General features: G+C 45.5%; 20 protein-coding genes. All 20 read right to left on the reverse strand.

Translation table 11 applies throughout. From position 1 onward, the window contains the following. Positions 1-42: 42 nt before the first annotated feature. Positions 43-1,029 carry an LPS O-antigen chain length determinant protein WzzB gene (gene wzzB, locus AAE045_RS11715; protein ID WP_455547865.1) on the reverse strand — a complete coding sequence of 329 codons (987 nt, stop codon included), beginning with the start codon at positions 1,027-1,029 and terminating at the stop codon, positions 43-45. 279 nt (positions 1,030-1,308) lie between these two features. Then, on the reverse strand, positions 1,309-2,721 hold the full coding sequence (gene gndA, locus AAE045_RS11720) for an NADP-dependent phosphogluconate dehydrogenase (protein ID WP_455547866.1): 1,413 nt from the start codon (positions 2,719-2,721) through the stop codon (positions 1,309-1,311). A gap of 328 nt (positions 2,722-3,049) precedes the next feature. Then, on the reverse strand, positions 3,050-3,859 hold the full coding sequence (locus AAE045_RS11725; RefSeq protein ID WP_455547867.1) for a glycosyltransferase: 810 nt from the start codon (positions 3,857-3,859) through the stop codon (positions 3,050-3,052). Beyond that, positions 3,856-4,926, reverse strand: coding sequence for a glycosyltransferase family 4 protein (locus AAE045_RS11730; protein ID WP_455547868.1), 1,071 nt, complete (start codon positions 4,924-4,926; stop codon positions 3,856-3,858). Before AAE045_RS11730 ends, AAE045_RS11725 begins: the two co-directional genes overlap by 4 nt. Before the next feature lie 2 nt (positions 4,927-4,928). Next, entirely contained in the window at positions 4,929-6,104 is a 1,176-nt protein-coding gene (locus AAE045_RS11735) for an EpsG family protein (protein WP_455547869.1), read from the reverse strand. A 2-nt stretch (positions 6,105-6,106) separates the two neighbouring features. Next, complete coding sequence (locus AAE045_RS11740) at positions 6,107-6,976, reverse strand: glycosyltransferase family 2 protein (protein ID WP_455547870.1); 870 nt, start codon at positions 6,974-6,976, stop codon at positions 6,107-6,109. Next, positions 6,973-7,980 (reverse strand): glycosyltransferase family A protein, encoded by a 1,008-nt coding sequence (locus AAE045_RS11745; protein WP_455547871.1) that lies wholly within the window; start codon positions 7,978-7,980, stop codon positions 6,973-6,975. The genes AAE045_RS11740 and AAE045_RS11745 overlap by 4 nt, the downstream gene beginning before the upstream one ends. Further along, positions 7,977-9,239 carry an O-antigen translocase gene (locus tag AAE045_RS11750; protein ID WP_455547872.1) on the reverse strand — a complete coding sequence of 421 codons (1,263 nt, stop codon included), beginning with the start codon at positions 9,237-9,239 and terminating at the stop codon, positions 7,977-7,979. Before AAE045_RS11750 ends, AAE045_RS11745 begins: the two co-directional genes overlap by 4 nt. Further along, positions 9,236-10,342, reverse strand: a complete 1,107-nt coding sequence (locus AAE045_RS11755; RefSeq protein ID WP_455547873.1) for a DegT/DnrJ/EryC1/StrS family aminotransferase — start codon at positions 10,340-10,342, stop codon at positions 9,236-9,238. Before AAE045_RS11755 ends, AAE045_RS11750 begins: the two co-directional genes overlap by 4 nt. Before the next feature lie 3 nt (positions 10,343-10,345). Continuing rightward, on the reverse strand, positions 10,346-10,885 hold the full coding sequence (locus tag AAE045_RS11760; RefSeq protein WP_455547874.1) for a GNAT family N-acetyltransferase: 540 nt from the start codon (positions 10,883-10,885) through the stop codon (positions 10,346-10,348). Next, complete coding sequence (locus tag AAE045_RS11765) at positions 10,878-11,279, reverse strand: sugar 3,4-ketoisomerase (RefSeq protein ID WP_455547875.1); 402 nt, start codon at positions 11,277-11,279, stop codon at positions 10,878-10,880. The genes AAE045_RS11760 and AAE045_RS11765 overlap by 8 nt, the downstream gene beginning before the upstream one ends. A 10-nt stretch (positions 11,280-11,289) precedes the next feature. Next, a complete protein-coding gene (gene rfbA, locus AAE045_RS11770) occupies positions 11,290-12,153 on the reverse strand; it encodes a glucose-1-phosphate thymidylyltransferase RfbA (protein ID WP_455547876.1) in 864 nt (287 codons plus the stop codon). Position 12,154: 1 nt separating this feature from the next. Beyond that, entirely contained in the window at positions 12,155-13,231 is a 1,077-nt protein-coding gene (gene rfbB, locus AAE045_RS11775; protein WP_455547877.1) for a dTDP-glucose 4,6-dehydratase, read from the reverse strand. Between the two features lie 383 nt (positions 13,232-13,614). Then, the gene (gene galF / locus AAE045_RS11780; RefSeq protein ID WP_455547878.1) at positions 13,615-14,511 is read right to left on the reverse strand and encodes a UTP--glucose-1-phosphate uridylyltransferase GalF; all 897 of its coding nucleotides are present in this window, start codon (positions 14,509-14,511) and stop codon (positions 13,615-13,617) included. A 177-nt stretch (positions 14,512-14,688) separates the two neighbouring features. After that, positions 14,689-16,059 (reverse strand): colanic acid biosynthesis protein WcaM, encoded by a 1,371-nt coding sequence (wcaM, locus tag AAE045_RS11785; RefSeq protein WP_455548060.1) that lies wholly within the window; start codon positions 16,057-16,059, stop codon positions 14,689-14,691. 83 nt (positions 16,060-16,142) lie between these two features. Beyond that, positions 16,143-17,363, reverse strand: a complete 1,221-nt coding sequence (gene wcaL / locus AAE045_RS11790; protein WP_455547879.1) for a colanic acid biosynthesis glycosyltransferase WcaL — start codon at positions 17,361-17,363, stop codon at positions 16,143-16,145. Next, positions 17,360-18,640, reverse strand: coding sequence for a colanic acid biosynthesis pyruvyl transferase WcaK (wcaK, locus tag AAE045_RS11795; protein ID WP_455547880.1), 1,281 nt, complete (start codon positions 18,638-18,640; stop codon positions 17,360-17,362). Before wcaK ends, wcaL begins: the two co-directional genes overlap by 4 nt. Positions 18,641-18,723: 83 nt before the next feature. Next, positions 18,724-20,202 carry an MOP flippase family protein gene (locus AAE045_RS11800; protein WP_455547881.1) on the reverse strand — a complete coding sequence of 493 codons (1,479 nt, stop codon included), beginning with the start codon at positions 20,200-20,202 and terminating at the stop codon, positions 18,724-18,726. An 11-nt stretch (positions 20,203-20,213) separates the two neighbouring features. Beyond that, a complete protein-coding gene (gene wcaJ, locus AAE045_RS11805) occupies positions 20,214-21,608 on the reverse strand; it encodes an undecaprenyl-phosphate glucose phosphotransferase (protein ID WP_455547882.1) in 1,395 nt (464 codons plus the stop codon). A 149-nt stretch (positions 21,609-21,757) separates the two neighbouring features. Then, positions 21,758-23,128 (reverse strand): colanic acid biosynthesis phosphomannomutase CpsG, encoded by a 1,371-nt coding sequence (gene cpsG, locus AAE045_RS11810; protein WP_455547883.1) that lies wholly within the window; start codon positions 23,126-23,128, stop codon positions 21,758-21,760. Positions 23,129-23,143: the final 15 nt, after the last annotated feature.

Genomic DNA, 23,143 nt, shown 5'->3' on the forward strand with positions numbered 1-23,143 from the left:
AAAGGCCGCTGATGCGGCCTTTTTTCTGTTCTTACAGAATAGTTAAACGTTCTGCTTGTAGTTGCGGAGAGCGTTGCGGCCCAGCACAACGCCTGCACCAATCATCCCACCGAGCAGTGCCGCGAGAATCAGCGTTAAGCTCTTTTTCGGAGCATCACGGCGAATAGGCAAAGTCGGTTTCATGACGTAGCGGTAGGCATGAATGGTTTTAGGGTCGATTTTCAAAGCCTGAATCTGAATAAGATTTTTTCGGGTTTGATAATAATCGCTGGCGAAAACCAGCGGGCGCGTCGCTTCATTTTTAACCATAGAGGAGAGCGCTTCCGCACCAAGCAAAACTAACGTGTCCTGTGTCACATCAGATCCCTGCTGCATTTGCGGAGACGTGATGTTCGCCTCTTTGGCAAATTTCAAAGCCTCTTCAATTTGCTTAATGCGCAGTTCCTTCTGCTCCTGCGCGACTTTTTCCTGAGTCTGCAGCGAGTCAGTAAGGATTGTGGTTTGTAGTTTGACGTTATCTACCAGGTCAACGGCTAACTCTTCACCGATTTCAACATCAATCTTTTGAATATATTGAGCAAGTTTTGTCTGCGCGTTTTTTGCACTGTCGCCAACATAGGTAACCTGCAACGGCAACGCCTGCCCTTTTACGGAGGAATCAATTGTCAGTTTTTCTGGTTCTTCCTGATTATTGAGAGTCTCAGAAAGAGCAGCAAAAGACGAGTTAAAGCGCCCAATCACGCGTTGTTGAACATCAGAAATGTTCGGCGCAGCAGCACCATATATCATATTTAATGCGTTGTTGTAGGTTGCAATTTGCGCAGCATCTGGCTGCGTAATCACGGCTGTAGAGGTCCATTTCTCTTTAGCTACCAAAAGGTAAACACCTGCAAGGATTATCATCACAACGGTAACGGAGATGATAGTCATCTTACCTTTCCACAACTGAATAATAATATCAATTAAATCAATAGATTCAGGTGTACTTCCAATATGATTGCGCATCATATTATTGTTATCTTGGTTCATGGTTACCCTAAGAAAAATGTTGCACAGAAAGCGAGGTTTCACGCAGCATTAGTATAATCGGATAATCAGGAAAATGCCTGAGAGGAATTGCTTATTTTTTTCAGAATTGACTGAAAAGACAGGAAAAAACAAGGGGATTGAAGGCTAAAAATTGAGCATGAATTTATTAAGACCGGGGGGAAAGCGACGAAGTATTAAAGGAAGAATTTACAAAAGGAAAAAAACCAATGATATTCATATCACTGGTTTTTTCAATTAATTATAACTTATTGAAAGATTTTACTTTTCCATCCACTCGGTATGGAATACACCTTCTTTATCTGTGCGCTTGTAGGTATGCGCACCAAAGTAGTCACGCTGCGCCTGGATCAGGTTGGCAGGGAGAACCGCAGAGCGATAGCTGTCGTAGTAAGAGATAGCAGCGGAGAAGGTTGGCGTAGGGATACCGTTTTGAACCGCATAGGAAACTACGTCACGCAGTGCCTGCTGGTATTCATCAGCAATTTTCTTGAAGTAAGGTGCCAACAGCAGGTTAGCAATTGCTGGGTTCTCAGCATACGCATCGGTAATTTTCTGCAGGAATTGGGCACGGATGATGCAACCTGCACGGAAAATTTTAGCGATTTCACCGTAGTTGAGATCCCAGTTATTTTCTTCAGATGCGGCACGAAGCTGTGAGAAACCCTGAGCATAGGAGACAATTTTACCCAGATAAAGCGCGCGGCGTACCTTCTCACCGAACTCAGCTTTATCGCCTGTGAAAGGCTTAGCCTGTGGTCCGCTCAGCACTTTAGAAGCGGCAACACGCTGCTCCTTAAGGGAAGAGATATAACGCGCGAACACTGATTCAGTGATCAGTGACAGCGGCTCACCGAGATCCAGTGAGCTCTGGCTGGTCCACTTACCGGTACCTTTATTCGCTGCTTCATCAAGAATAACGTCAACCAGGTAGTTACCGGCTTCATCTTTCTTGGTGAAAATGTCTTTCGTGATATCGATAAGGTAGCTGCTCAGTTCACCTTTATTCCACTCGGTAAAGGTAGTTGCCAGCTCTTCGTTAGACAGATTCAGACCGTGCTTCAGCAGGGAATAGGCTTCCGCGATAAGCTGCATATCACCGTATTCGATGCCATTGTGAACCATCTTCACGTAGTGACCAGCACCATCCGCACCAATATAAGCTACGCAAGGCGCACCGTCTTCCGCAACTGCGGCGATTTGCTTAAGGATAGGAGCTACCAGCTCATATGCCTCTTTCTGGCCGCCAGGCATAATGGATGGCCCTTTCAGCGCCCCCTCTTCCCCACCGGAAACGCCTGTACCGATGAAGTTGAAGCCTTCAGCAGACAGTTCACGGTTGCGACGAATGGTATCCAGGAAGAAGGTGTTACCACCATCGATTAGAATGTCACCTTTATCCAGGTAAGGCTTGAGAGACTCGATGGTTTTATCCGTGGCCTCACCGGCCTTCACCATCAACAGAATACGACGAGGCGTTTCCAGGGATTCCACAAACTCTTGCACTGTGTAGTAAGGAACCAGCTTCTTGCCCGGGTTCTCGGCGATAACTTCTTCAGTCTTGTCGCCAGAGCGGTTGAACACGGAAACGGTATAGCCACGGCTTTCGATGTTGAGCGCCAGGTTGCGCCCCATCACTGCCATACCAACAACGCCGATTTGTTGCTTGGACATTACATACTCCTGTCTAAAATAGATGTTAAAATTTCAACCCCCACTGTCTGAGTTAAATATTATCCTAAACTAAAATAATTTTATAGCGTAGAAGAAAATCATCAGATTAAAGAGTATCCATCAAAATGCAATTTTTTGCTCATCAGTGTTATTGAGCCATTTCATCTAACTTTCCGCAGAAAATTTTATGAGCATATCGAAAATATCAATTTCTAGTAGAAATAACGTTAATGAACAAAAAATACACAAAGATTAAAAAACGATAAACTGCCAAGGTATGTAGCCATTGAGAGCGTATTCCCCTGACGATTACAAGCCATCACTGAAATTATTTTCGAGAGTATTTATATATGTAAAAGAGAATTTTGGCTGGCATTATTCTTGGTAATGAACGGATAATACCAACATAAGCAGCTTGAAAAATATTTTGAATTCCGAGACTATATTTCAACCTAGCTAATTGATATTCGCTTTTGATGTATGTCAACCCCTTCCGCCTCAGAATCATGGCATTACCAGTCCTGGCTAATAGCAAAACCTCCTGCAAATTCTTCGTTTTATAACCATTTGATATAATTCTTAACCAGAGATTGTAATCTTCCATAAAATGATGATGTTTATATCCACCAACTTTTTGTACTACAGATTTCTTAAAAATCACGGTCATATGGTTAAAAGGGTTTTTATACTTTGCAAAATTTAAAATTTCACTAGGCGATTCAGGTACAGCACGAGTACCGACAATATTATTTATATCACCATCAAACTCTTGTATTGCAGTACCAATTAAAGCAAGCGAATCATCATAAATAAATTCTTGGATCTGTTTTTCAAATCTTGTAGTCAAGCAAATATCATCAGTATCCATTCTGGCAACTAAATCATAATTACAAAAACCCAAGCCATAATTAAGAGCTCGACCTAAGCCAACATTTTTATCAATTTGAACTGATATGATATTCAATACATCTATCCATAATTCAATGACTTTTTTTAGCGACTCTCCAATGGGGCCATCTAAAACTAAAATTATTTCTGTCGGCCTCAGTGTTTGGCGATTTAAGCTTTCTAGACTTGCCATTAAATTGTTTGGACTTTCGTTTTTATACAACGACATCAGAACGCTAAATTTGGTCATTTGGATATGAGCTCATTATATAAACTATAGTATTTTTTACTTATAATCGAAACATCATAATTCAGGAGTAAATAATCAAATGCGCGACGTTCCCGCTTATTATTGTTGCTCCTAAGTACTTTTGCAGAAAAATCACTCGGAGAACCATCATAAAAGCAAACTAAATCATCACTTAATAATTCTTCAAATACTGGAATTCTATTACATACTATTGGAACTTGACAAGCTATTGCCTCAAAAAGGCTTAAGCCGAAAGCTTCACTGCTACTTGTCATAGCATATATATCGAAGAATCGCATGAAAAAAATTGGATTTTTTTGGAAGCCCAAAAAAACAACTCGTTCTGATACCCCTAATTCTACACTTAAATTTTGTAGGGATTTTTCGTCAGGCCCACCTCCGACAAAAACAGCGGCATGATCCGTGAGATTAACTAAGCCTTTTATAACGACTTCGAGACCTTTAACTTTAGAAATAACAGATGTTGAACCAATTATTTTTAATCCTTTTGATCTAAAATCAAAGATGGTCTTAATGGATTCAGTTTCATAAGAAGAGGAATCTCTCAAAAGGTTAAGTATTCTATCAACAGGAACTCCACTCCCAACGATATGTAACTTGCCAGGTATTTTTTGTAGATAATAGCGCCTGGCAATTTCAGTAAAAACTATTTTATTTGGTATAAATCGTAAGATGCATAGCCAAAAAGAAGAAAACAACCAGCATTTAAGTGGGGGGTACCGGTTTGCAAAATCTTCAGTAATAAAATTATGTAGTGTAGTTACACGAATGATACGTTTGTGCACGAGTCCAATAATAACATTTATAATATCTGGAAAAAAACCATTCGTATGAACCACATCGAATTTTTCAAGCTGTTTTTTTAACCTTAATGGAACAATTTTTTGACACCTAATTCCTTTTGTGTCGAGGACTACTCCATCGGTGTCCCTGAAATAAAATATCTCAACTTCAGCACCTAACTTTATGAGCCAGGGGATCAAAGTGTTAATTTGAATTCCAGGGCCACTCTGCTGCATGCTTGGTAAAACAAAAGCAATCCTCATATCTATTTTCCCTGTAAATCTTTGTACTCATTTAAGTTTTCGTAATTTTTAAGATAAATATCAGAAACCAATTGTTGATAGTCAAAATCATTACTAAGGAATGAGACTAAATGAGTAGAATATTCATTAAATTTGATAGGTGCGATAGGATTTTTGTAATAAGAAAGAATGTTTGTTGTTATAAACAAAACCACTACACAAACTAAATAGCATTTGGAATAACTGAACTTTGTCGGTGTGTCTACCGTAAATCTCAGAGTACTTATATATAAGAATAAAAAAATCGTGTAGAATATACTGAATCTTGCTGCAAAAGGCACATACAAACCGATCATGAAAATTAACAAACCGATAAATATTTGACGAAATATCAACCAGTCAACTCCAAAGTCAGGCGACATTTTTCTTATGTTCAAAATGAAATAAATCAAAGCGCACGTAGATATAATCAGTGACGGACCAAGATGCAAACCCATAGCAGTAATTTCTAAATACTGATTTAATTTCAACGCTAACTGAGGGACGAACACCAGTATCGAAGTGAGGGCTGAAGGAAAAACAAATAAGATCAATATTAGCGCAGAACACACTAACGAAATAGTCACGAAAATAAAGACGTTTTTTATCCTCGACAGGAAGAAAGACAAAAATAGAATCACAGCAGACGTATGAAAACTCAATGCAAGGAAAAGAAATAATAAATACTTCTTTCTCGAACCAATACTATTTAACAAATAATAATAAATGGAATAAAGAGCAAAAATAATTGCATAGAATTGCCGTAACTGTTCAAGGACAAGAGTATTCCCATAACACATTATCAAAAGCACAAAAAATAATGGAGAATTTGAATAATGCATTTTACTTAGTAAATTCACTAGCAAAACGAAAGCAATCAAATAATATATTAGAATAGCAAAACCAAAATTCCCAAACGAAAAAAAATTCAGCGCTTTAAAAAACAAATAGAATCCTGGTTCAAACCATGAACTGCCTTCACTTGTATAAAAGTTCACATAATAGTTAGCCCAATCTTCTCCATTTGGATAGAACCCAGTATAACTAATTGTTAAATATATAACAATTATAATATTCAGGAAGTATAAACTCCCACTATTAAACCTTCGCCAAAAAATCAAGAGGAAAAAAAAAGGACAACACACTAATAGATTAAACATATTTAAAAAAACCTATTATAGAGTGAGATTAGCCATTGGAATATGTTGATATATTTAAGTTTTGAGATTCTTTTATTAGACAATATATATATTTGAAATCTGTTATGCCAGTAAGGAATAAAATACTTCTTCCTTTTTTCTGATGTGAATTTTAATAAGTCTTTTTTTAGCAATGGACTAATCCCGAAACTAGTTGCTTGCTTAAGATGAATTCTGTAACAAACAGTTATTGACTCACAATGCTTAACTTTGTAATTTTCGGAAAATAACTTGTACCACAAGGGCAGATCTTCTAATAAGTAATAAGACTCATCATACCCCCCCAATGCATGAAAAGCAGAACTACGTATAAAAGCTCCCGGTGCAACGTTAGAAAACCCTAAAAGAAATAGCCATTCTCTTTTTTTGTCCCAACAATTTTCGGCACTCTTAATTAGGTTCCAGGTAAATGAATAAGGAAATATTTCACTATGCCGTATATTTTCTCCAAAGGTTTCAAATTTGGAGAAAACTAAATCTGTGTTCGCATCAGTTGCATTAATCAAATTTTGTATAGCATCTAGCTTCAATATGTCATCTGCACCTAAAAATTTTAACCATTGCCCATTTGCTGCGTTTGCGCCCCGATTACAATTTGCAGGAATTCCTCTTCGCTCATTAGATGTAATAATATTTATATTTTTATTGGTAGCTATATTTTTTTTCCATGCATGGCATAATTCCAATGTATTATCAGTTGAGCCGTCATCACTTATAATAATTTCAATTGGTACATAAGTTTGGTTTAAACAGCTTTCTAAAGTATCGATGACATATTCTGATGAATTATATGTTACTATAATGATTGAAACCAAATCATGTTGGCTACTCATTTGGATCGGCAACCATAAAGTACTTGTAATACGACATATTTCAAAATACTCCAGATAAGCAAAGTTGGTTTTCTATAAGTACTTTTTACTATATTTTGAAAATGAATTTCAGATAAACCCTTCGCTATTCCATCACTCCAATATTCATAATTACAAAGTACACGTCGCCATTTATAATGCTTTAAAGACAAGTTAGTTAGCACTCTTAAAATATATAGATCTACTGCTGGTATGAGGTCATGCAAATTTATATTACTGGAGATCAATCTTTTAAGTACAAGGGCTGTATAGATCATACGATAGAGTTTTTCGTTAACTCTTCTTGTTGTAGATAATGGGTTATCACTATAGTAATATCTGCCAGTTGATAACATAACTTGTTGTGATTTAAGCATGGAACAACGAGCTATTAATTCATCATCATTTATATTATTCTCAGCATTAGAAAGCAATTTAAATGCCTCTAAATAACCATCTAAAATAATTTTTTTCCTATAAATCCCGAAAGCATGTATTCCCCAACAATCAATAGTGTTTTTAAAAGCATCCAGCCCTGATATTGGCCATTCATTAATTGAGTACTTGAATCTCGTGGCCTTATTTGTTCCACCAATAGAGTAATAGTCAAATAAAACCAAATCAATCTCAGGTCTATTTATAAATTCAGAAAGAGCACGTTCTATAGTTTCCTCATCAATTGCATCATCACAATCAACAAAAGCTATAAATTCACTTTTAGCAATTTTAATACCTTCTAATCTTGCCTTTGCCGCCCCTGAGTTCGTTTTTGTAATTAATTCGAAATTTTTAATATCATGCTCAACAATATATCGAGATGTTATTTGAGCTGTATTATCAGTTGAACCATCATCGACAATAATTAGTTGATGATTGCTATTAAGATGTTTACTAAAGCCTATCAAGCAGTCCTTTATATTATGTTCTTCATTATATACAGGAAGCACTACAGTACAATCATAGCTTCCTACGGACATTCTATTCATGTACCAATCCTTAATCTTTTCAAATGGAGAGAATATATTACTACAACACACGCAAAATATGAAACATATGTAATTAAATAAGCCAAGCTTACACCTTTAAAACCTATAGCTTTAATAAACCACATGGTCAGGCATGGAAATAATAATGAGAAAAAAACTTCTAGAAAAGCATTAGTTTTAAAATACCCTTTGGCCAACAATATTGTTGCAAACAACCAGCTGGAAATCCTAAAAAAATCCCCAATGTTTTGGAAAAGAAAAAGTTCTTTTGCTTTGATAAATTCCTGACTGAAAAGTATATGGATTACCATATCTTTCGATAGAAAGATTATACTTGAAAATACTATAGCACACGGTACAACAACCATCGCCCCCACTTTTAATGTAGACAAATACTCATCTATAGTTTTGGCTGCTGCCGTCCTTGGGAAGTAATATACCGTGAGAGCGGTTGTTAGTACGGCTAAATATGCTTCTGAAATTTTAAATACTGCTTGCCAATATCCAGCATAGTCTTGTGATAGTTCACTAGTTACAATACTTCTAACTAAGATCAATGAAATAGGTCCGGTTAAAGCGCCGATTATTCCCATGGCGAAATAATTTCGCATCTCTTTGTTATATTTAGGAGCGACGGAACCAAACCAGTATTTAAATTTAAACCATTCACATCTCCTAACTATTGCTAAAAGCAAGATACCTGAAATCGCGTTGTTAAGCGCTGTGGAAATGAGAGCTCCAACTAAGCCGAAGTAATATACTAATAAAACCATTGACACTACAGAAGATAATATTGTGCAGGCATTAGCAATGAAAAACTTATTATGTTCTCCAAGTCCATTAAGCACTCCTAAAAATATATTATTAATAACATTTAAAGGGACTACGGATAGTGCAAGGATTACTATCCAGAAATACATCTTATTATTAAAAAGATAATTTGAGATAGCTGGTGAACAAACAACTCCAATACAAACAATGAAAAAACAGGCAACTATCGATAGTTTTACAGCAGCTCGCCAATAGTATTTAGCCTCTTCATAATTTTGTTTATACTCCGATGAATATCTATTTATCCCTTGTGAAACTTGAGAGGATACAAACCCATTAATGAATGTAACTAAGTTTTGTAATTGTCCTAAGCTAGCCATCCCAGAGGGGCCAGTAAAAATAGCTACCATTTTAGAAATAAAAAAACCACACAACAATTTTAAAAGAGTAAGCACTCCACTTAGTATTGTGATTTTTGCGAAATTCACCGCCCCCACCTATTTAATATGTCGATTACAAAATTGACAGATTTATCAGTCATAGTTGGATCGATAGGCAATGACAAGACCTCCCTGTGTAGAAGTTCAGAAACAGGGAATACAAGATCTTTAATCTCACAATATGCTTTTTGATGATGAGGTGGTATAGGATAATGAACTAAAGTTTGAATATTATTTTCCAACAAGTATGTTTGCAATTCTTCCCTTGCATGAGACCTAATTACAAACAAATGCCATACATGGTTACTTTCATCGGAAGGCAAAGTTGGTAAAATTACATTTTCATTACTTATATTATGTAAATATTTCAGTGCAATTTCACGCCTTTTTTTATTATCCTCATCTAATGAATTTAGCTTTATTTTTAATATAGCAGCTTGTAACTCATCTAAACGACTATTCGTACCTTTATATTTATTTTCATATTTTTTGTGGGATCCATAGTTTCTTAAAGCCAAAAGTACTTCAGCTAATTCATCATTATTGGTGGTAATAGCTCCAGCATCACCAAGTGCGCCCAGATTTTTTCCCGGATAGAAACTAAAACCCGCCGCATCCCCCCAGCTACCAACTTTTTTACCTTGCACCATTGAACCATGTGCCTGAGCGCAATCTTCTAAAACTAACAAATTATTATCTTTAGCAAAAGACATTATATTATCCATTTCACATGCAGCACCGTAAAGATGAACTGGTAAAATAGCTTTAGTTTTACTACCCACACTTTTTTTAATATTTTTCAAAGATATATTAAATGTTGTCGGATCCGGTTCAACTAATATAGGGATCAAATTATTTTCAGAAATAGCCAAGATTGATGCGATATATGTATTCGAGGGGACGATTACCTCATCTCCATCATTCAAAAGCCCCATTTCTTTCCACGCTCTTAAAACAAGAACTAAAGCATCTAAGCCATTTGCAACACCAATACAGTGTCGAACACCACAGTAACTTGCAAAAGCATTTTCAAAATCCGATAATTCTTTTCCCATGATATACCAACCGGAATCTACAACTCTGGTTATAGCCTCGATGATTTCACTTCGATGGTTTGAATTGATTGCTTTAAGATCAAGAAAGTTTACCATTTATTAGCCCTTAATTAATTTATTATATTTTCTAGTTAATGTTTTATATGCTTCTTGTGAAAATTCATAATTATTGCTCACTTCATCTTCAAATATAAATTTCGCGCCAGTTTTTAGATGAAAAGTGATAACGCTTAAGTTTTTTCTATCGACTTGAAAATATGCCGAAGTTAATTTTTTAATTTCAAAAGCAAATTTATATACTAAGAGAGCGCTTTCAATGGCAGCTGTTACAGTTTTATTGTCATTCAAAATCCAACTACCCCAACAGAATTTTTTATCTTCTGTAATGCCATAAACACGTACGGTACCTATAGCATTATTGGTATCATTCCTTGAAATAATGAAATAAAACTCTTCACCTTTAGATTCTTTTTCTTTATAGTTCAACAGCCATTTTTCTTGGTCTTCCACCGTCCCTTTAATGCTTGAAATATGCTTGTTAAGGGTTTCATTGCGACGTAAAGAATAGATAAAAGCGGCATCATGCTCATTTGCGAGTCGTAGGTTAATCGTTCGGCTCTTTAAAATATTATCACTCATGAGTTACCCTAGCTTTGAAGTCTTCATAGTTTCGGATGTAATCATCTTCATTATAGAAATCGCTTGCCAAAACCATCAACACACAGTCCTCTGAGTAATCAAACATTTCATGCCAAATATATGGTTCAATTATCAAACCACAGGAAGCATTATCTAAAGTTACATTTACTTTCTCTCTGCCATTGTCTAATAAAAACCTACATGACCCTCTCACTGGTATAGCGAGTTGCACTAGTTCCTTATGAGCATGAAAGCCTCGTCTTACTCCCCCCTGAGTATTAAACATATAATAAACTCGTTTTATGGAAAAAGGGACGTTTTTTGTTTCTTCAAGAGCGATTAATGAACCACGTTCATCGCCATGTATTTGAAGAGGTATCATTTCAATTTTCATTTAAATATTCTTATTTGAGGAGTTTTAATAAATACTGTCCATAGTGATTCTTCTTTAAGAAATCACCACGCGATTGTAATTGGCTATCACTGAGCCAGCCATTACGCCAGGCAATTTCTTCTGGGCATGCTACCATCATTCCCTGCCTTTTTTGAACAGTTTCAACAAAGCTTCCCGCTTCAATCAGGCTGTCATGCGTTCCTGTATCAAGCCATGCAAAGCCGCGTCCTAAAAGCTCAACATTTAGTTTGCTGCGTTTCAGGTACTCATCATTAATAGCTGTTATCTCTAATTCCCCTCGAGGAGAAGGCTTAACATTCTTGGCGATTTCGATCACGTCATTATCATAAAAATACAAACCTGTAACTGCCCAATGTGATTTTGGTCTGGAAGGTTTTTCTTCAATCGACAGTGCTTTGTAATTTTCATCAAATTCGACTACACCAAATCGTTCAGGATCCATTACCTGATAGCCAAATACGGTTGCACCATCACTACGTTCCGCAACCGCTTTTAGTCTAGGACTAAATCCTTGGCCGAAGAAAATGTTATCTCCGAGTACAAGGCAAACAGGATCCTTTCCAATAAACTGTTTACCTATAATGAAGGCTTGAGCCAATCCATCTGGAGTTGGTTGAACCTCATATGACAAATTAATGCCTAAAGCACTACCATCACCCAATAATCTCCTGAAACTGTCTTTATCTTCCGGTGTAGTAATAATTAGAATATCCTGAATACCTGCAAGCATTAGTACGGAAAGTGGATAGTAAATCATTGGTTTGTCATAAATAGGAAGAAGCTGTTTAGAAACCCCCATGGTTATAGGATATAACCGCGTTCCTGACCCACCAGCAAGAATAATTCCTTTCATATTATTTCACCAATCCTAAACGTTCACGTTGATAACTTCCGTCTTGCACTCTTTGGTACCATATTTTATTATTCAGGTACCATTGCACCGTCTGACGAATCCCGCTCTCGAAGGTTTCCTGCGGCTTCCAGCCGAGCTCACGACTGATTTTATCTGCGTCAATAGCATAGCGGCGATCGTGGCCTGGGCGGTCGGCCACGTAGGTGATTTGATCGCGATAAGAGTTGGCCTTTGGCACAATTTCATCCAGCAAATCACAAATGGTATGTACGACATCGAGGTTTTTCTTCTCGTTATGCCCACCGATGTTATAGGTTTCGCCAATCGCGCCTTTGGTCACTACGGTGTAAAGCGCACGAGCGTGATCTTCTACGTAGAGCCAGTCGCGAATCTGGTCCCCCTTCCCATATACCGGAAGATTTTTCCCCTCCAGTGCATTAAGGATTACCAGCGGGATTAATTTTTCCGGGAAGTGGTAAGGGCCATAGTTGTTCGAGCAGTTTGTAACAATGGTCGGGAAACCATAAGTACGAAGCCACGCGCGAACCAGATGATCGCTGGAAGCTTTTGAAGCAGAGTATGGGCTGCTCGGCGCGTAGGAAGTCGTTTCTGTGAACAGGGGTAATTCTTCGCCTGCTGGACGTTCATCAGGATGCGGTAAATCACCGTAAACTTCATCGGTGGAAATGTGATGGAAACGGAATGCCGCTTTGCGCTTTTCATCAAGCTGTGACCAGAATGCTCTTGCAGCTTCCAGCAAGGTATAGGTGCCAACAATATTGGTTTCAATAAACTCGGCTGGCCCGGTAATTGAACGATCGACGTGACTTTCTGCCGCCAGGTGCATTACCGCATCGGGCTGATGATCTGCAAAAATCTTATCCAGCGCAGCTCTGTTGCAAATGTCAGCCTGTACAAACGCATAACGCTCGTTCCCAGAAACTTCTATTAGTGATTCCAGATTACCCGCATAGGTTAATTTATCGACGTTAACGACGCTGTCTTGTGTGTTATTAATAATATGTCGAACGACCGCAGAACCGATAAAACCGGCACCACCAGTAACAAGAATTTTCACGAAAAGCTTCTCTCTGTAATTATGAAGTGATTATCGTCTTAAATAAGACTTGAAGTGATAATCATGAAAGGAATTAAATAAGCAACTGGAACAGGTGGGATTACCCACGCTACCGCCCCTGGCTCGACAGCTACCAGAGTACTGATTTTGTACGTTCACAGATTTGGCCTCGGCAGGCTTCCGCCCGAGGGGAACACATTAGGATAAGTTATGTTACCTGTTGCTCATGACCTATTCTAATGGGCTCGAAGAGAATCGGATTATGCTAACTTTTTAGCCAAAAAAAACGGCAGCAAGTCCCAACGAAGCCGCATTTCGCAAGCTTGTCGCCACTATCCACTGCCGTTCTTCTCATTGAGCTTGTTCAGACATTGATGGTTAAATCAACGAGCCAGCATCTTCTGGATGCTTTCCCTGAACTTCTGCCCTTCTTTATGGTTACGCAGGCCGTACTGTACGAACGCCTTCATATACCCCATTTTTTTACCGCAGTCGTAGCTTTCGCCCGTCATTAGCGCGGCTTCTACCGGTTGCTTTTCGTTCAGCGCAGCGATGGCATCCGTTAACTGGATACGGCCCCATGCGCCCGGCTCAGTTTTTTCCAGCTCCGGCCAGATATCCGCGGACAGGACGTAGCGGCCAACGGCTGCCAGGTCGGAGTCGAGCGATTGTGGTTCATCTGGTTTTTCAACAAAGTTTACGATGCGGCTGACCTGCCCGTCGTTGTCCAGCGGCTCCTCGGTGGTAATCACGGAGTAGGCGGAAAGATCTTCATTCGGCATGTGGCGCGCCAGCACCTGGCTGCGGCCGGTCTCGTTAAAACGGGCCACCATCGCTGCTAAATTATAGCGCAGTGGGTCCGCACTCGCGTTATCGAGCACCACGTCCGGCAGTACGACTACAAACGGGTTGTTACCTACTGCCGGTTGAGCACAAAGGATTGAGTGGCCCAGACCAAGCGGCTGCGCCTGGCGAACGTTCATGATGGTGACGCCCGGAGGACAAATGGACTGCACCTCGGCCAGCAGCTGACGCTTAACGCGCTGCTCCAGCAGGGCTTCCAGCTCGTAAGATGTGTCGAAGTGGTTCTCAACGGCGTTCTTGGAGGAGTGGGTTACCAGCACGATCTCTTTGATGCCAGCAGCGACGATTTCATCGACGATATACTGGATCATCGGCTTATCGACAATCGGCAGCATCTCTTTCGGGATCGCCTTTGTGGCAGGCAACATATGCATCCCAAGACCTGCTACTGGAATAACTGCTTTCAAATTAATCATATTCAGTCCCACCTCAAAATGGTTGAAGGATTATAGTCTTTTCGTGCTCTGATGCCAGCATGAATTGATCACCAAAATTTGTACTTCATCTTATCCCCCGCGTCGGGGGATACAAAATGAAAAAGCCCTTATAAGTGGGGCTAAGGGCTCAGAAAACTCGCAAAGTGGCCTGATTGTTTATTTACGCAACGCAGGCAGCGCAAAGTTTAGCTCGCTGGTGTTTACATGGACCTGGTCTACCCTATCGATGTCCACGGAGCTTTGCCCTTTCTCGTTGACCGCATGCACGTTGGCGAGCGACAGCAGCGTGTCATCCTTCGCCATGAAGCGGCCCCGCACGTCTTTGCGCAGGTCGAAGTGCAGCTTCAGCGCCGGGCCAACAGCCGCGCGCTGCATCACGTTTACGTTCCTCAGGAACAAATGCTGAGGCTTGTTGTGCAGCTCAAGCGTCGCGCCTTTTATCGTCACGTTGGTGATGGCCACAAACGAAGTCGCGTTTCCAGAAGAGACCTGAATACCACGAGCTTTATACGTCATGGCCGTATTATCAAGGGTGATATTATTTAGTTTAAAATTTTGTGGGATGGATAAATAGTTGCCCTTAATCGTGCCGTAGCCAATCAAAAATCCCGCGCTGTTGACCATATCGATATTATCAATAACGAAATTATCACAGCCATAAATAGCTACCGTCGCGTTATCAATTCCGGCTTTCTTGCTGAATGTATGGTTAATATTTCTGGCTTTTACATTGCGAATAATAAAGTGCTTGCCGTTTTCAACATGCACCAGCTGCCGACAGTTGCTGCCGGTGATATTCGCCACCACAAAGTTTTTTACCGCCTGGTCTTCAGGGTAGTCGTTATTATAGGTGCTTCCCGCCAGGCCAATGCCGATGCCCCAGTTGATCTTGCCGTTGGTGCAGTCGATGTTATCAATCACATGGTCGGAGATAAGCAGGTCGTGGTCGTTGATCGCCACGTTCCACTCGATGGCATCCCCCTGCAGGTGGCTGAACCGCCCGTTGGTGATGCGAACGTTTTCCATACGGTTATGGAAGCCCTGCCGCAAAATGCCGTAGTTGGCATCGTGCACGGTAATGTCATCGATTACCAGGTTACGCATGGTGCGCTTGTCCCTGCCGCCGATATAGATCTGCATTACCGGCACAAAGCCGCTCATGTCGATACCTTTAATGGTGATATCGGAGCCGCGCACGTCGAGAATAATATTGTTAAACCGCCCGCCCTTCTCGCCGAGGATTTTACAGCCGTCCTGCAAAACGAAGCGGCCTTTACCGTTGCCTTTCAGGCCCCCGGCAACCTTCAGCGTCTTGCCTTCCGGCATAAAAATAGCGGTGTTGATCTTGTCACAAACCAGCCCGACCGGCACAACGACCGTGTCGGCAGAATCAAAGGCTTGTTTGAAAGCGGCGATCCAGTCGCCGCTGTAGAATTTCTGGACGTTTACCTCGCCTTTGCTGGCGGCCAGCACCGCGCGGGGTAACGTTAAAGGCACCGCGGCCAGCACGGAGCTGGCCCATAACATCTTACGGCGGGAGGGGGAAAACGGCAGGATTGTGGATTCAAATCTTTTTCGCATACGTCCTCGTGAAGCTTCACTCGGTGGATTTACAGCGTATGGAGCTGATGGGCTAACTTTTGATAAATAACTTTCTGATTAAATTCGCGTTCTACCTTTTCACGGGCGAGCGTGAGCATCGGCCTGAGCTGCTCTTCTTCTACGCTGGCAAAAGCCTGCAGCTGGTCTGCCAGGGCAACGGCGTCATACTCCGGCACCAGCCAGCCGGACTCACCGGCGTCAATCAGTTCTGGAATGCCGCTGTGAACGGTTGAAACAACGGGAATGCCCACCGCCATCGCCTCCATCAGCGCAACCGGGATACCTTCCATGTCGCCATCTTCGCCGGTTACCGACGGCAGCAGGAACAGGTCGGCCTGGTCGAGCATGGCCTTTACTTCGTGGTTCGGCTTAAAGCCCGGCATAAACACCACATCGTCGAGCTGATTCTGCTCGATAAGTGTACGCAGCCGCGTCTCCCAAGGCCCGATGCCAAGAATGTTGTAACGAAACGGTACGCCGCGCTCTTTCAGCAGGCGGCAGGCTTCAATCGCCACGTGCAGCCCTTTTTTCTCGGTCAGCCGCGCAACGGAGATGATATCCAGCGTTCTGGCGGGCGCTTTTACCGGGCGCACCGAAAAGCGGTCCATGTCCACGCCCATGCGGGAGACGGCAATTTTCTGCGTCGGGCAGCCCATCTTCTCGAGCCGGCTGGCCCAGAGGTTGCTGATTGGCAGCATGAGATCGCCACGCGTGAAAAGCTTCTGATATTCCGGCGTGTAATGGGCCAGCGCCTCGCGCCCTGAAATATCAATGCCGTGGAAAACGGTGGCAATTTTACCCCTCAGCAGGCCCAGCTCGCGCAGCTTGGCGGCGGTAACGCCCGCCGGGCCAAAATGAGCGATATAAACATCAGCCTGTAATGGCCGTGGGTTACGCCCACAGATAGCAGACAGAATAAGATTGCGGGCCTCGTCACCATAGCGCTTCGCGTTTAGTGCTCGCCAGGTGCGTGGCCGCAACGAACCACGCAGTGTGTTCAACGCGCGGGACTGCAGCTTGGCCACCTTCCCTTCCGGTTCGTCCATCAGCCAGGTGGTTTTCTCCGCCAGGCGGTACTCCTTGAACGCCGCGTGGGTATTGGTCAAATCGCCCTTCTGGATAGCGACGATCTCCACCTCGTAGCCCATATCGATAAACGCCACGATCTGATTCAGGACGAAGGTTTCGGAGGCGACCGGGAACTTGAGCAGGAAGAAACCAACCTTCATTTCGCCTCCCTGACCCGCGTGAGTACGGATTCGACCATGTGCAGGCCGGTCTGGCGCTCTGCCTGTACCGCAAGCGAAAGCCGCTCGTTAATCACCGGCAGCTGGCCAAGCACATCTGCCACCACGCCCTGCAGCGACCCGTCCAGCAGCTGGCGGATATCAATCGCCATTTCCGGCATGCCGAGCTGCTGCATGATGCCCGCAGACTTGTGCTCGTAGTTGATGGCGATGGCTGGGGTACCAAAGTTCATGGAGATAATAGCGGAGTGCAGGCGCGTGCCCACGGTCAGCTCGCATTCTGCCAGCAGCTTGCCCATTTCCAGGTCGTTCAGCTCGTCCATCACCACGTGGTACTGGTCCGGCTGATTCACATACTGCCTGAGGTTGAGCGCAATCATGCGGTCATCCTTGTTGTAGCTGTCGATGCCCGTACAGGTTGATAGCGCCAGCACCTGATAGCCCTGCTCAATCACGCGGTTAACCACGGCGGCAAAGGCCTGCTCGTAGGCCTTCTGCGTGGTGCCCAGGCGCTTATCGAACGGCGCAAGCTCGCGCAGAGTGATGGCGACGGTTTTCTTACCCTTGATGATGTCAAACCAGTGGCGCACCGCGTAGCTCGGCACAAACGTTTCGTTGTGATGATCGACCAGCCAGGCCGTATCCACGCCCATCTCCACTTTACTGGTGTCGATGTTGCTCTGCTTCATCAGGTCGAGGCTAACGGATTCGCGCAGGATCAGCGACTTCGCGCTGCCGAACGCGTAGCTCGCCAGCTGGTTAAACTGTGGATCCTGGAATGGCCCCACGCTGTGGCCGATCATATACACCGGCTTCTTCGCCATAAAGCTGCACAGCGCGTGTTCGAACTGGGAAACGCCGTACAGATCGACAAAGAACGAGCCGCCAACCTGGATTATCGCGTCGTATTTATGCAGCGATTTCACGAAGTCGATAAACCCCTGCGGAACGGAGATATTACGCAGGCGGCCGCTGTCGGTCGCCTTCGCCATCAGCACCTGGTGCTGATACTTACGGCGCAGTACTTTCTTAACGCGGCCCATCAGCCCGACTGCGTTGTTGTGCTGTTTCATCTGCTTATAAAGGCCGTCGCCCAGAACCGGGCGGCCCAGCAGCCAGGCGGAGCTGACCGGATAGCGGCTCATCACGTCAACCTGCACGCTGTCGTCAACGGTAGTAATGGCATCAATCAGGCCGCGCAAAATGGCGCTGTCGCCGCGGTTGCCGCAGGTGTGGTTACCCAGAATCAATAATTTCATACAGACCTCTTCTTTAAATTGGGTTCCTTTGTTCCCTCGCCCTTGAGGGAGAGGGTCAGGGTGAGGGGGAAATTAGCCCACCCTCATCCCGGCCTTTTCCCTAAGGGAGAAGGGGAATAACGGATAAACTGGCGCTTAAGCTCCACCACCAGCGCGTTGCGGGACAGTGCGAGCATGACGATAAAAGCGGCGGCACCGGCGGCAATCTGCACGGCAAGCAGAGCGGCGAGGGGTAAATGGCCCTTCAGCGCCACGCCAAGTGCGGCGCTGACCACAAGCGTTGGAATCGAGAGATAAAACGGCAGCCAGATGCTGGCGATATACTCGCGATAGCTCGATCCCAGCACCGGTTTAATCATGATGAAGTAGCTCAGCACCGTGTTGACTACCTGCACAAACAGGAAGCCCAGGGTCACGCCCAGCGCGCCAGCCAGATGCCCGCCGACGATAATCGCCGGGATAAACAGGCAGGTTTTGAAAACGTTAAATTTAAAGCTGATGTCCACGCGCGCCTTCGCCATCAGCAGCGAGCCAATCGGGTTACCGATGGAGCGCAGCAGGCCGACCACGCACAGCAATTGCAGAATGGGCGTGATGAAATGCCACTTCTCACCGAAGACCAGCGGCACGAAGTTATTCGACACCACCAGCAGGCCGAGCAGCGCGGGGAAGTTGATGATGCCGACAATCGACAGCAGCTTGTAGAAGTTGACGCGCAGCTTGTCGGTATCGTCCTGGATCTTGGCAAAAGCCGGGAACAGCACGCGGGTAATGATCGGGTTGAGCTTCATAGGCGGGATCACCGCCACGTTGTAAGCCAGGTTATACCCCCCCGCCACGCCCGCGCCGAGAATACGCGCCAGCACCAGGGTCGACAGGTTGGTATTCACATAGTTAATGATGCTGTCGGCGGTCAGCCAGGCACCAAATTTGAGGTTGGAGCCAACCGACCTGAGCGAGAAGTGAAGCCCAGGACGGTAAATCTTGCGGCCAAAGAAGCCAAACAGAGAGGTACGCACCACGGTATTGACCAGATAGCCAATAATGGCCGTCATGGCGAACGGGTAGAACATCGCTGCACTCACCGTGACCGAAAAGCCCGCCATCACGGAGACTGTTTCAATAGAGCCAATCTTCGCGAACTCCAGCTCCTTTTGCATCAGCGCGCGGAACTGCTGCCCGTGGGGAATAATGATAAACGCGAACGACAGCGTTTTAACGAGCGGCGCCAGCGCGGGCGTATGCAGCACGTCAGCAATAAAATCACTCAATAAAAACACCAGCGCGAACACCACCAGACCAAGGCCGACGTTCAGCCAGTACAGCGTGGTCAGCTCCAGGTGGCTTATCTCTTTGCGCTGGATAATCGAGTTAGCGATGCCGAAATCCGACAGCGTATCCGCCAGCGCGATGATCACCAGCGACACCGTCAGCAGGCCGAACTCATGGTTATCAACAATCCTCGCCAGCACGGTCATCTGTACCAGCCCAAGGCTGATGATAATGACCGTGGCGATAGCAGACCACTTGGCGCCGCTGATGGTTTTTTCTCTAAGGCTCATGGCAGCTATACTCAGTACGCGGCTTTGTTAACAAAGCCTTTGAAAATGGTCAGGAAGACGATTTTGATGTCGAACCACAGGCTCCACTCGCGGATATACTCAAGGTCGAACTCGACGCGCTTCTCCATTTTCTCCAGCGTGTCGGTTTCGCCGCGCCAGCCGTTGATCTGCGCCCAGCCGGTAATGCCTGGCTTGACCTTGTGGCGCAGCATGTAGCCCTCAATCAGCGAACGATACTGTTCGTTATGGGCCACCGCGTGCGGACGCGGGCCAACAATCGACATCCCGCCCAGCAGCACGTTGATAAACTGCGGCAGTTCGTCAAGCGACGTCCGGCGCAGGAAGTTGCCGACCGGCGTAATGCGCTTATCCCCTTTCGTGGCCTGCACGACCACCGCGTCGTTCTCCATCACCTTCATAGAGCGGAATTTCCACACCTTAATCGGCTTGCCGTCCATGCCGTAACGCGTCTGGCGGAAGATAACCGGGCCGGGCGAGGTGGCTTTTACCGCCACGCTGATAGCCAGCAGGACCGGAGAGATCAGCAGCAGGATCAGGGAGGCCAGAACGATATCCTCCACGCGCTTCAGGATGCGGTTAATCCCGTTGAGCGGGGTATCAAACAGCGGCACGACCGGCACGCCGTTCACCTCATCGGTACGGGCATGAAGGATATTGAACGTGAAAACGTCGGGGATCAGCAGCACGGAGCAGGTGGTATCGGTCAGATCGCGCACCAGCTTCTTGATGCGTGACTCTTCGCTCATCGGCATAGCGATATAAACGTTATCGATGCGGCCAGAGCGCGCCTCTTCTACCAGCTCGGCGAAGCTTCCGGCGTAGTCGCCGTCCGCCGTCTCCGGCTGTAAATCATCAAACACGCCGACCACTTCAAAGCCTAACCACGGCTCGCTGCGGAAGCTCGACGCCAGCGTGCGCCCAGCCGGCATGGAACCGGCGATGGCAATGCGGCGGGTGTTGTAGCCCATGTTGCGAAGCATGCCCGCGCCAAAGCGGATGAACGAGCGGCAGACGACCAGGCCGAAGCCGGTTAATACGTACCAGGCCAGATAAACCCAGAACGAGCCGTCAAAATCAGGGTTAAACGCCAGCAGACCGGCGCTGAAGATCAGCGCCAGGGTCCAGTTTTGCAGCAGCAGCGCCAGCTCGCTGGCAATTTTCACCCCGCGCCAGGAGCGATAGAAATCGGTGATGCCGCCAATCATCTGGAACACAGCCAGGGTAAGCAGAGCCATTAACAGATGCATGTAGATAAACGGCAACGCGTTGACTTTGCAGACCACCCACAGCCCGACAAACATGATGGTGATGTCGGAGAAACGCTGCACCATTGAGATTAACGATGCGTTCGTTTTTGGCAGCTCGCGCTTTGTTAGATTTGTCATCGTTTTACCTTTATTGAAAGGATCCCGGCTATCTCTTCGCTCGACGTAGGGTGGATAAGCGACGCGCCATCCACCTCCGTTGTTCCCGAAAGCGGCGGATGGCGCAGGCTTATCCGCCCTACGAAAACCGCGAGATTGCCGATCCCAGATTACTGATTCAGAAGCGCCATGATTTCCTGCGTTCGCGCCTGCATCAGCTGCTCGTTGCTGCGGGACTCCACGTTCAGGCGCACCACCGGCTCGGTGTTCGAGCTTCTCAGGTTGAAGCGCCAGTCGCCGAACGCCATGCTCACGCCGTCCGTGTTGTCGATTTCATCCGCATGCGGGGCAAAATGCTGGTGCACGCGCTCGATGGCGACTTTCGGGTCAGCAAGCTTGCTGTTGATTTCCCCGCTTGCGGGCCACGCCGCCATGCGGTCGCGCACCAGCTCGCCCAGGGTTTTCCCCTTCAGGCACAGCAGCTCCGTCACCAGCAGCCACGGAATCATCCCGCTATCGCAGTAGGCGAAGTCACGGAAATAGTGGTGGGCGCTCATCTCGCCGCCGTAAATCGCGTCTTCCTGACGCATGCGCTCTTTGATAAACGCATGCCCTGTTTTTGACATCACCGGCGTGCCGCCCGCGCGCTCCACGATATCCACCGTGTTCCAGGACAGGCGCGGGTCGTGAATGATTTTTGCGCCCGGCTGTTTTTCAAGGAACGCCGCCGCCAGCAGGCCTACGATGTAGTACCCCTCGATAAACTGCCCTTTCTCGTCGAACAGGAAGCAGCGGTCGAAGTCGCCGTCAAAGGCGATGCCCATGTCCGCGCCGTGTTCGATGACCGCGTTGCGGGTGTCGTCGCGGCACTCCGGAAGCAGCGGGTTAGGAATGCCGTTCGGGAAGTTGCCGTCGGGCGTGTTGTGCACCTTAATAAAGGTCAGCGGCACGTTCATCGCCTTAAAGCGCGCTTCGATGGCATCCACAATTGGGCCAGCCGCGCCGTTGCCGGAGTTAATCACCAGCTTCAGCGGTTTGATGTTCTGCACGTTGATGTAGGAGAACAGGTGGTCGATGTAGGCTTCCACCACGGAAATCTTCTTGTAACTTCCGCGCTGCGCTTCGTTCACCGGCGGGAAGTCGTTCGCTTCCGCCAGGCGCTGCACGTCGCGCAGGCCGGTGTCGCCGCTGATTGGGCGCGCGCCCTCGCGCACCAGCTTCATGCCGTTGTAGTCCATCGGGTTGTGGCTGGCGGTCACTTCGATGCCGCCGTCAACGCCCAGATGCCAGGTGGCAAAGTAAATCTCTTCGGTGCCGGACAGGCCGATATCCAGCACGTCCACGCCCGCATCCTGTAAGCCGCGCGCCAGCGCCAGCTTCAGGGTTTCGCTGGTCAGGCGCACGTCGCCGCCCAGCACGATAGTTTTCGGCTTCAGGTACTCGCCGTAGGCGCGGCCAATGCGCCACGCAATGTCTTCGTTCAGCTCTTCGCCCAGGCGGCCACGGATGTCGTAGGCCTTAAAACAGGTCAGTTTTTGCATCAGTTTCACTCCTTC

The organism is Dryocola clanedunensis (genome assembly GCF_038405435.1).
Lineage (GTDB): Bacteria > Pseudomonadota > Gammaproteobacteria > Enterobacterales > Enterobacteriaceae > Dryocola > Dryocola clanedunensis_A.

Coding starts and splice junctions, on each gene's coding strand:
- AAE045_RS11740 (WP_455547870.1), bottom strand. CDS start 6,976: ATGAGTAGCCAACATGATTTGGTTTCAATCATTATAGTAACATATAAT.
- AAE045_RS11765 (WP_455547875.1), bottom strand. CDS start 11,279: ATGAAAATTGAAATGATACCTCTTCAAATACATGGCGATGAACGTGGT.
- rfbA (WP_455547876.1), bottom strand. CDS start 12,153: ATGAAAGGAATTATTCTTGCTGGTGGGTCAGGAACGCGGTTATATCCT.
- AAE045_RS11725 (WP_455547867.1), bottom strand. CDS start 3,859: ATGACCAAATTTAGCGTTCTGATGTCGTTGTATAAAAACGAAAGTCCA.
- AAE045_RS11755 (WP_455547873.1), bottom strand. CDS start 10,342: ATGGTAAACTTTCTTGATCTTAAAGCAATCAATTCAAACCATCGAAGT.
- AAE045_RS11735 (WP_455547869.1), bottom strand. CDS start 6,104: ATGTTTAATCTATTAGTGTGTTGTCCTTTTTTTTTCCTCTTGATTTTT.
- AAE045_RS11800 (WP_455547881.1), bottom strand. CDS start 20,202: ATGAGCCTTAGAGAAAAAACCATCAGCGGCGCCAAGTGGTCTGCTATC.
- gndA (WP_455547866.1), bottom strand. CDS start 2,721: ATGTCCAAGCAACAAATCGGCGTTGTTGGTATGGCAGTGATGGGGCGC.
- wcaL (WP_455547879.1), bottom strand. CDS start 17,363: ATGAAGGTTGGTTTCTTCCTGCTCAAGTTCCCGGTCGCCTCCGAAACC.
- AAE045_RS11745 (WP_455547871.1), bottom strand. CDS start 7,980: ATGAATAGAATGTCCGTAGGAAGCTATGATTGTACTGTAGTGCTTCCT.
- cpsG (WP_455547883.1), bottom strand. CDS start 23,128: ATGCAAAAACTGACCTGTTTTAAGGCCTACGACATCCGTGGCCGCCTG.
- galF (WP_455547878.1), bottom strand. CDS start 14,511: ATGATTAATTTGAAAGCAGTTATTCCAGTAGCAGGTCTTGGGATGCAT.
- wcaK (WP_455547880.1), bottom strand. CDS start 18,640: ATGAAATTATTGATTCTGGGTAACCACACCTGCGGCAACCGCGGCGAC.
- wcaM (WP_455548060.1), bottom strand. CDS start 16,059: ATGTTATGGGCCAGCTCCGTGCTGGCCGCGGTGCCTTTAACGTTACCC.
- wcaJ (WP_455547882.1), bottom strand. CDS start 21,608: ATGACAAATCTAACAAAGCGCGAGCTGCCAAAAACGAACGCATCGTTA.
- AAE045_RS11730 (WP_455547868.1), bottom strand. CDS start 4,926: ATGAGGATTGCTTTTGTTTTACCAAGCATGCAGCAGAGTGGCCCTGGA.
- AAE045_RS11760 (WP_455547874.1), bottom strand. CDS start 10,885: ATGAGTGATAATATTTTAAAGAGCCGAACGATTAACCTACGACTCGCA.
- wzzB (WP_455547865.1), bottom strand. CDS start 1,029: ATGAACCAAGATAACAATAATATGATGCGCAATCATATTGGAAGTACA.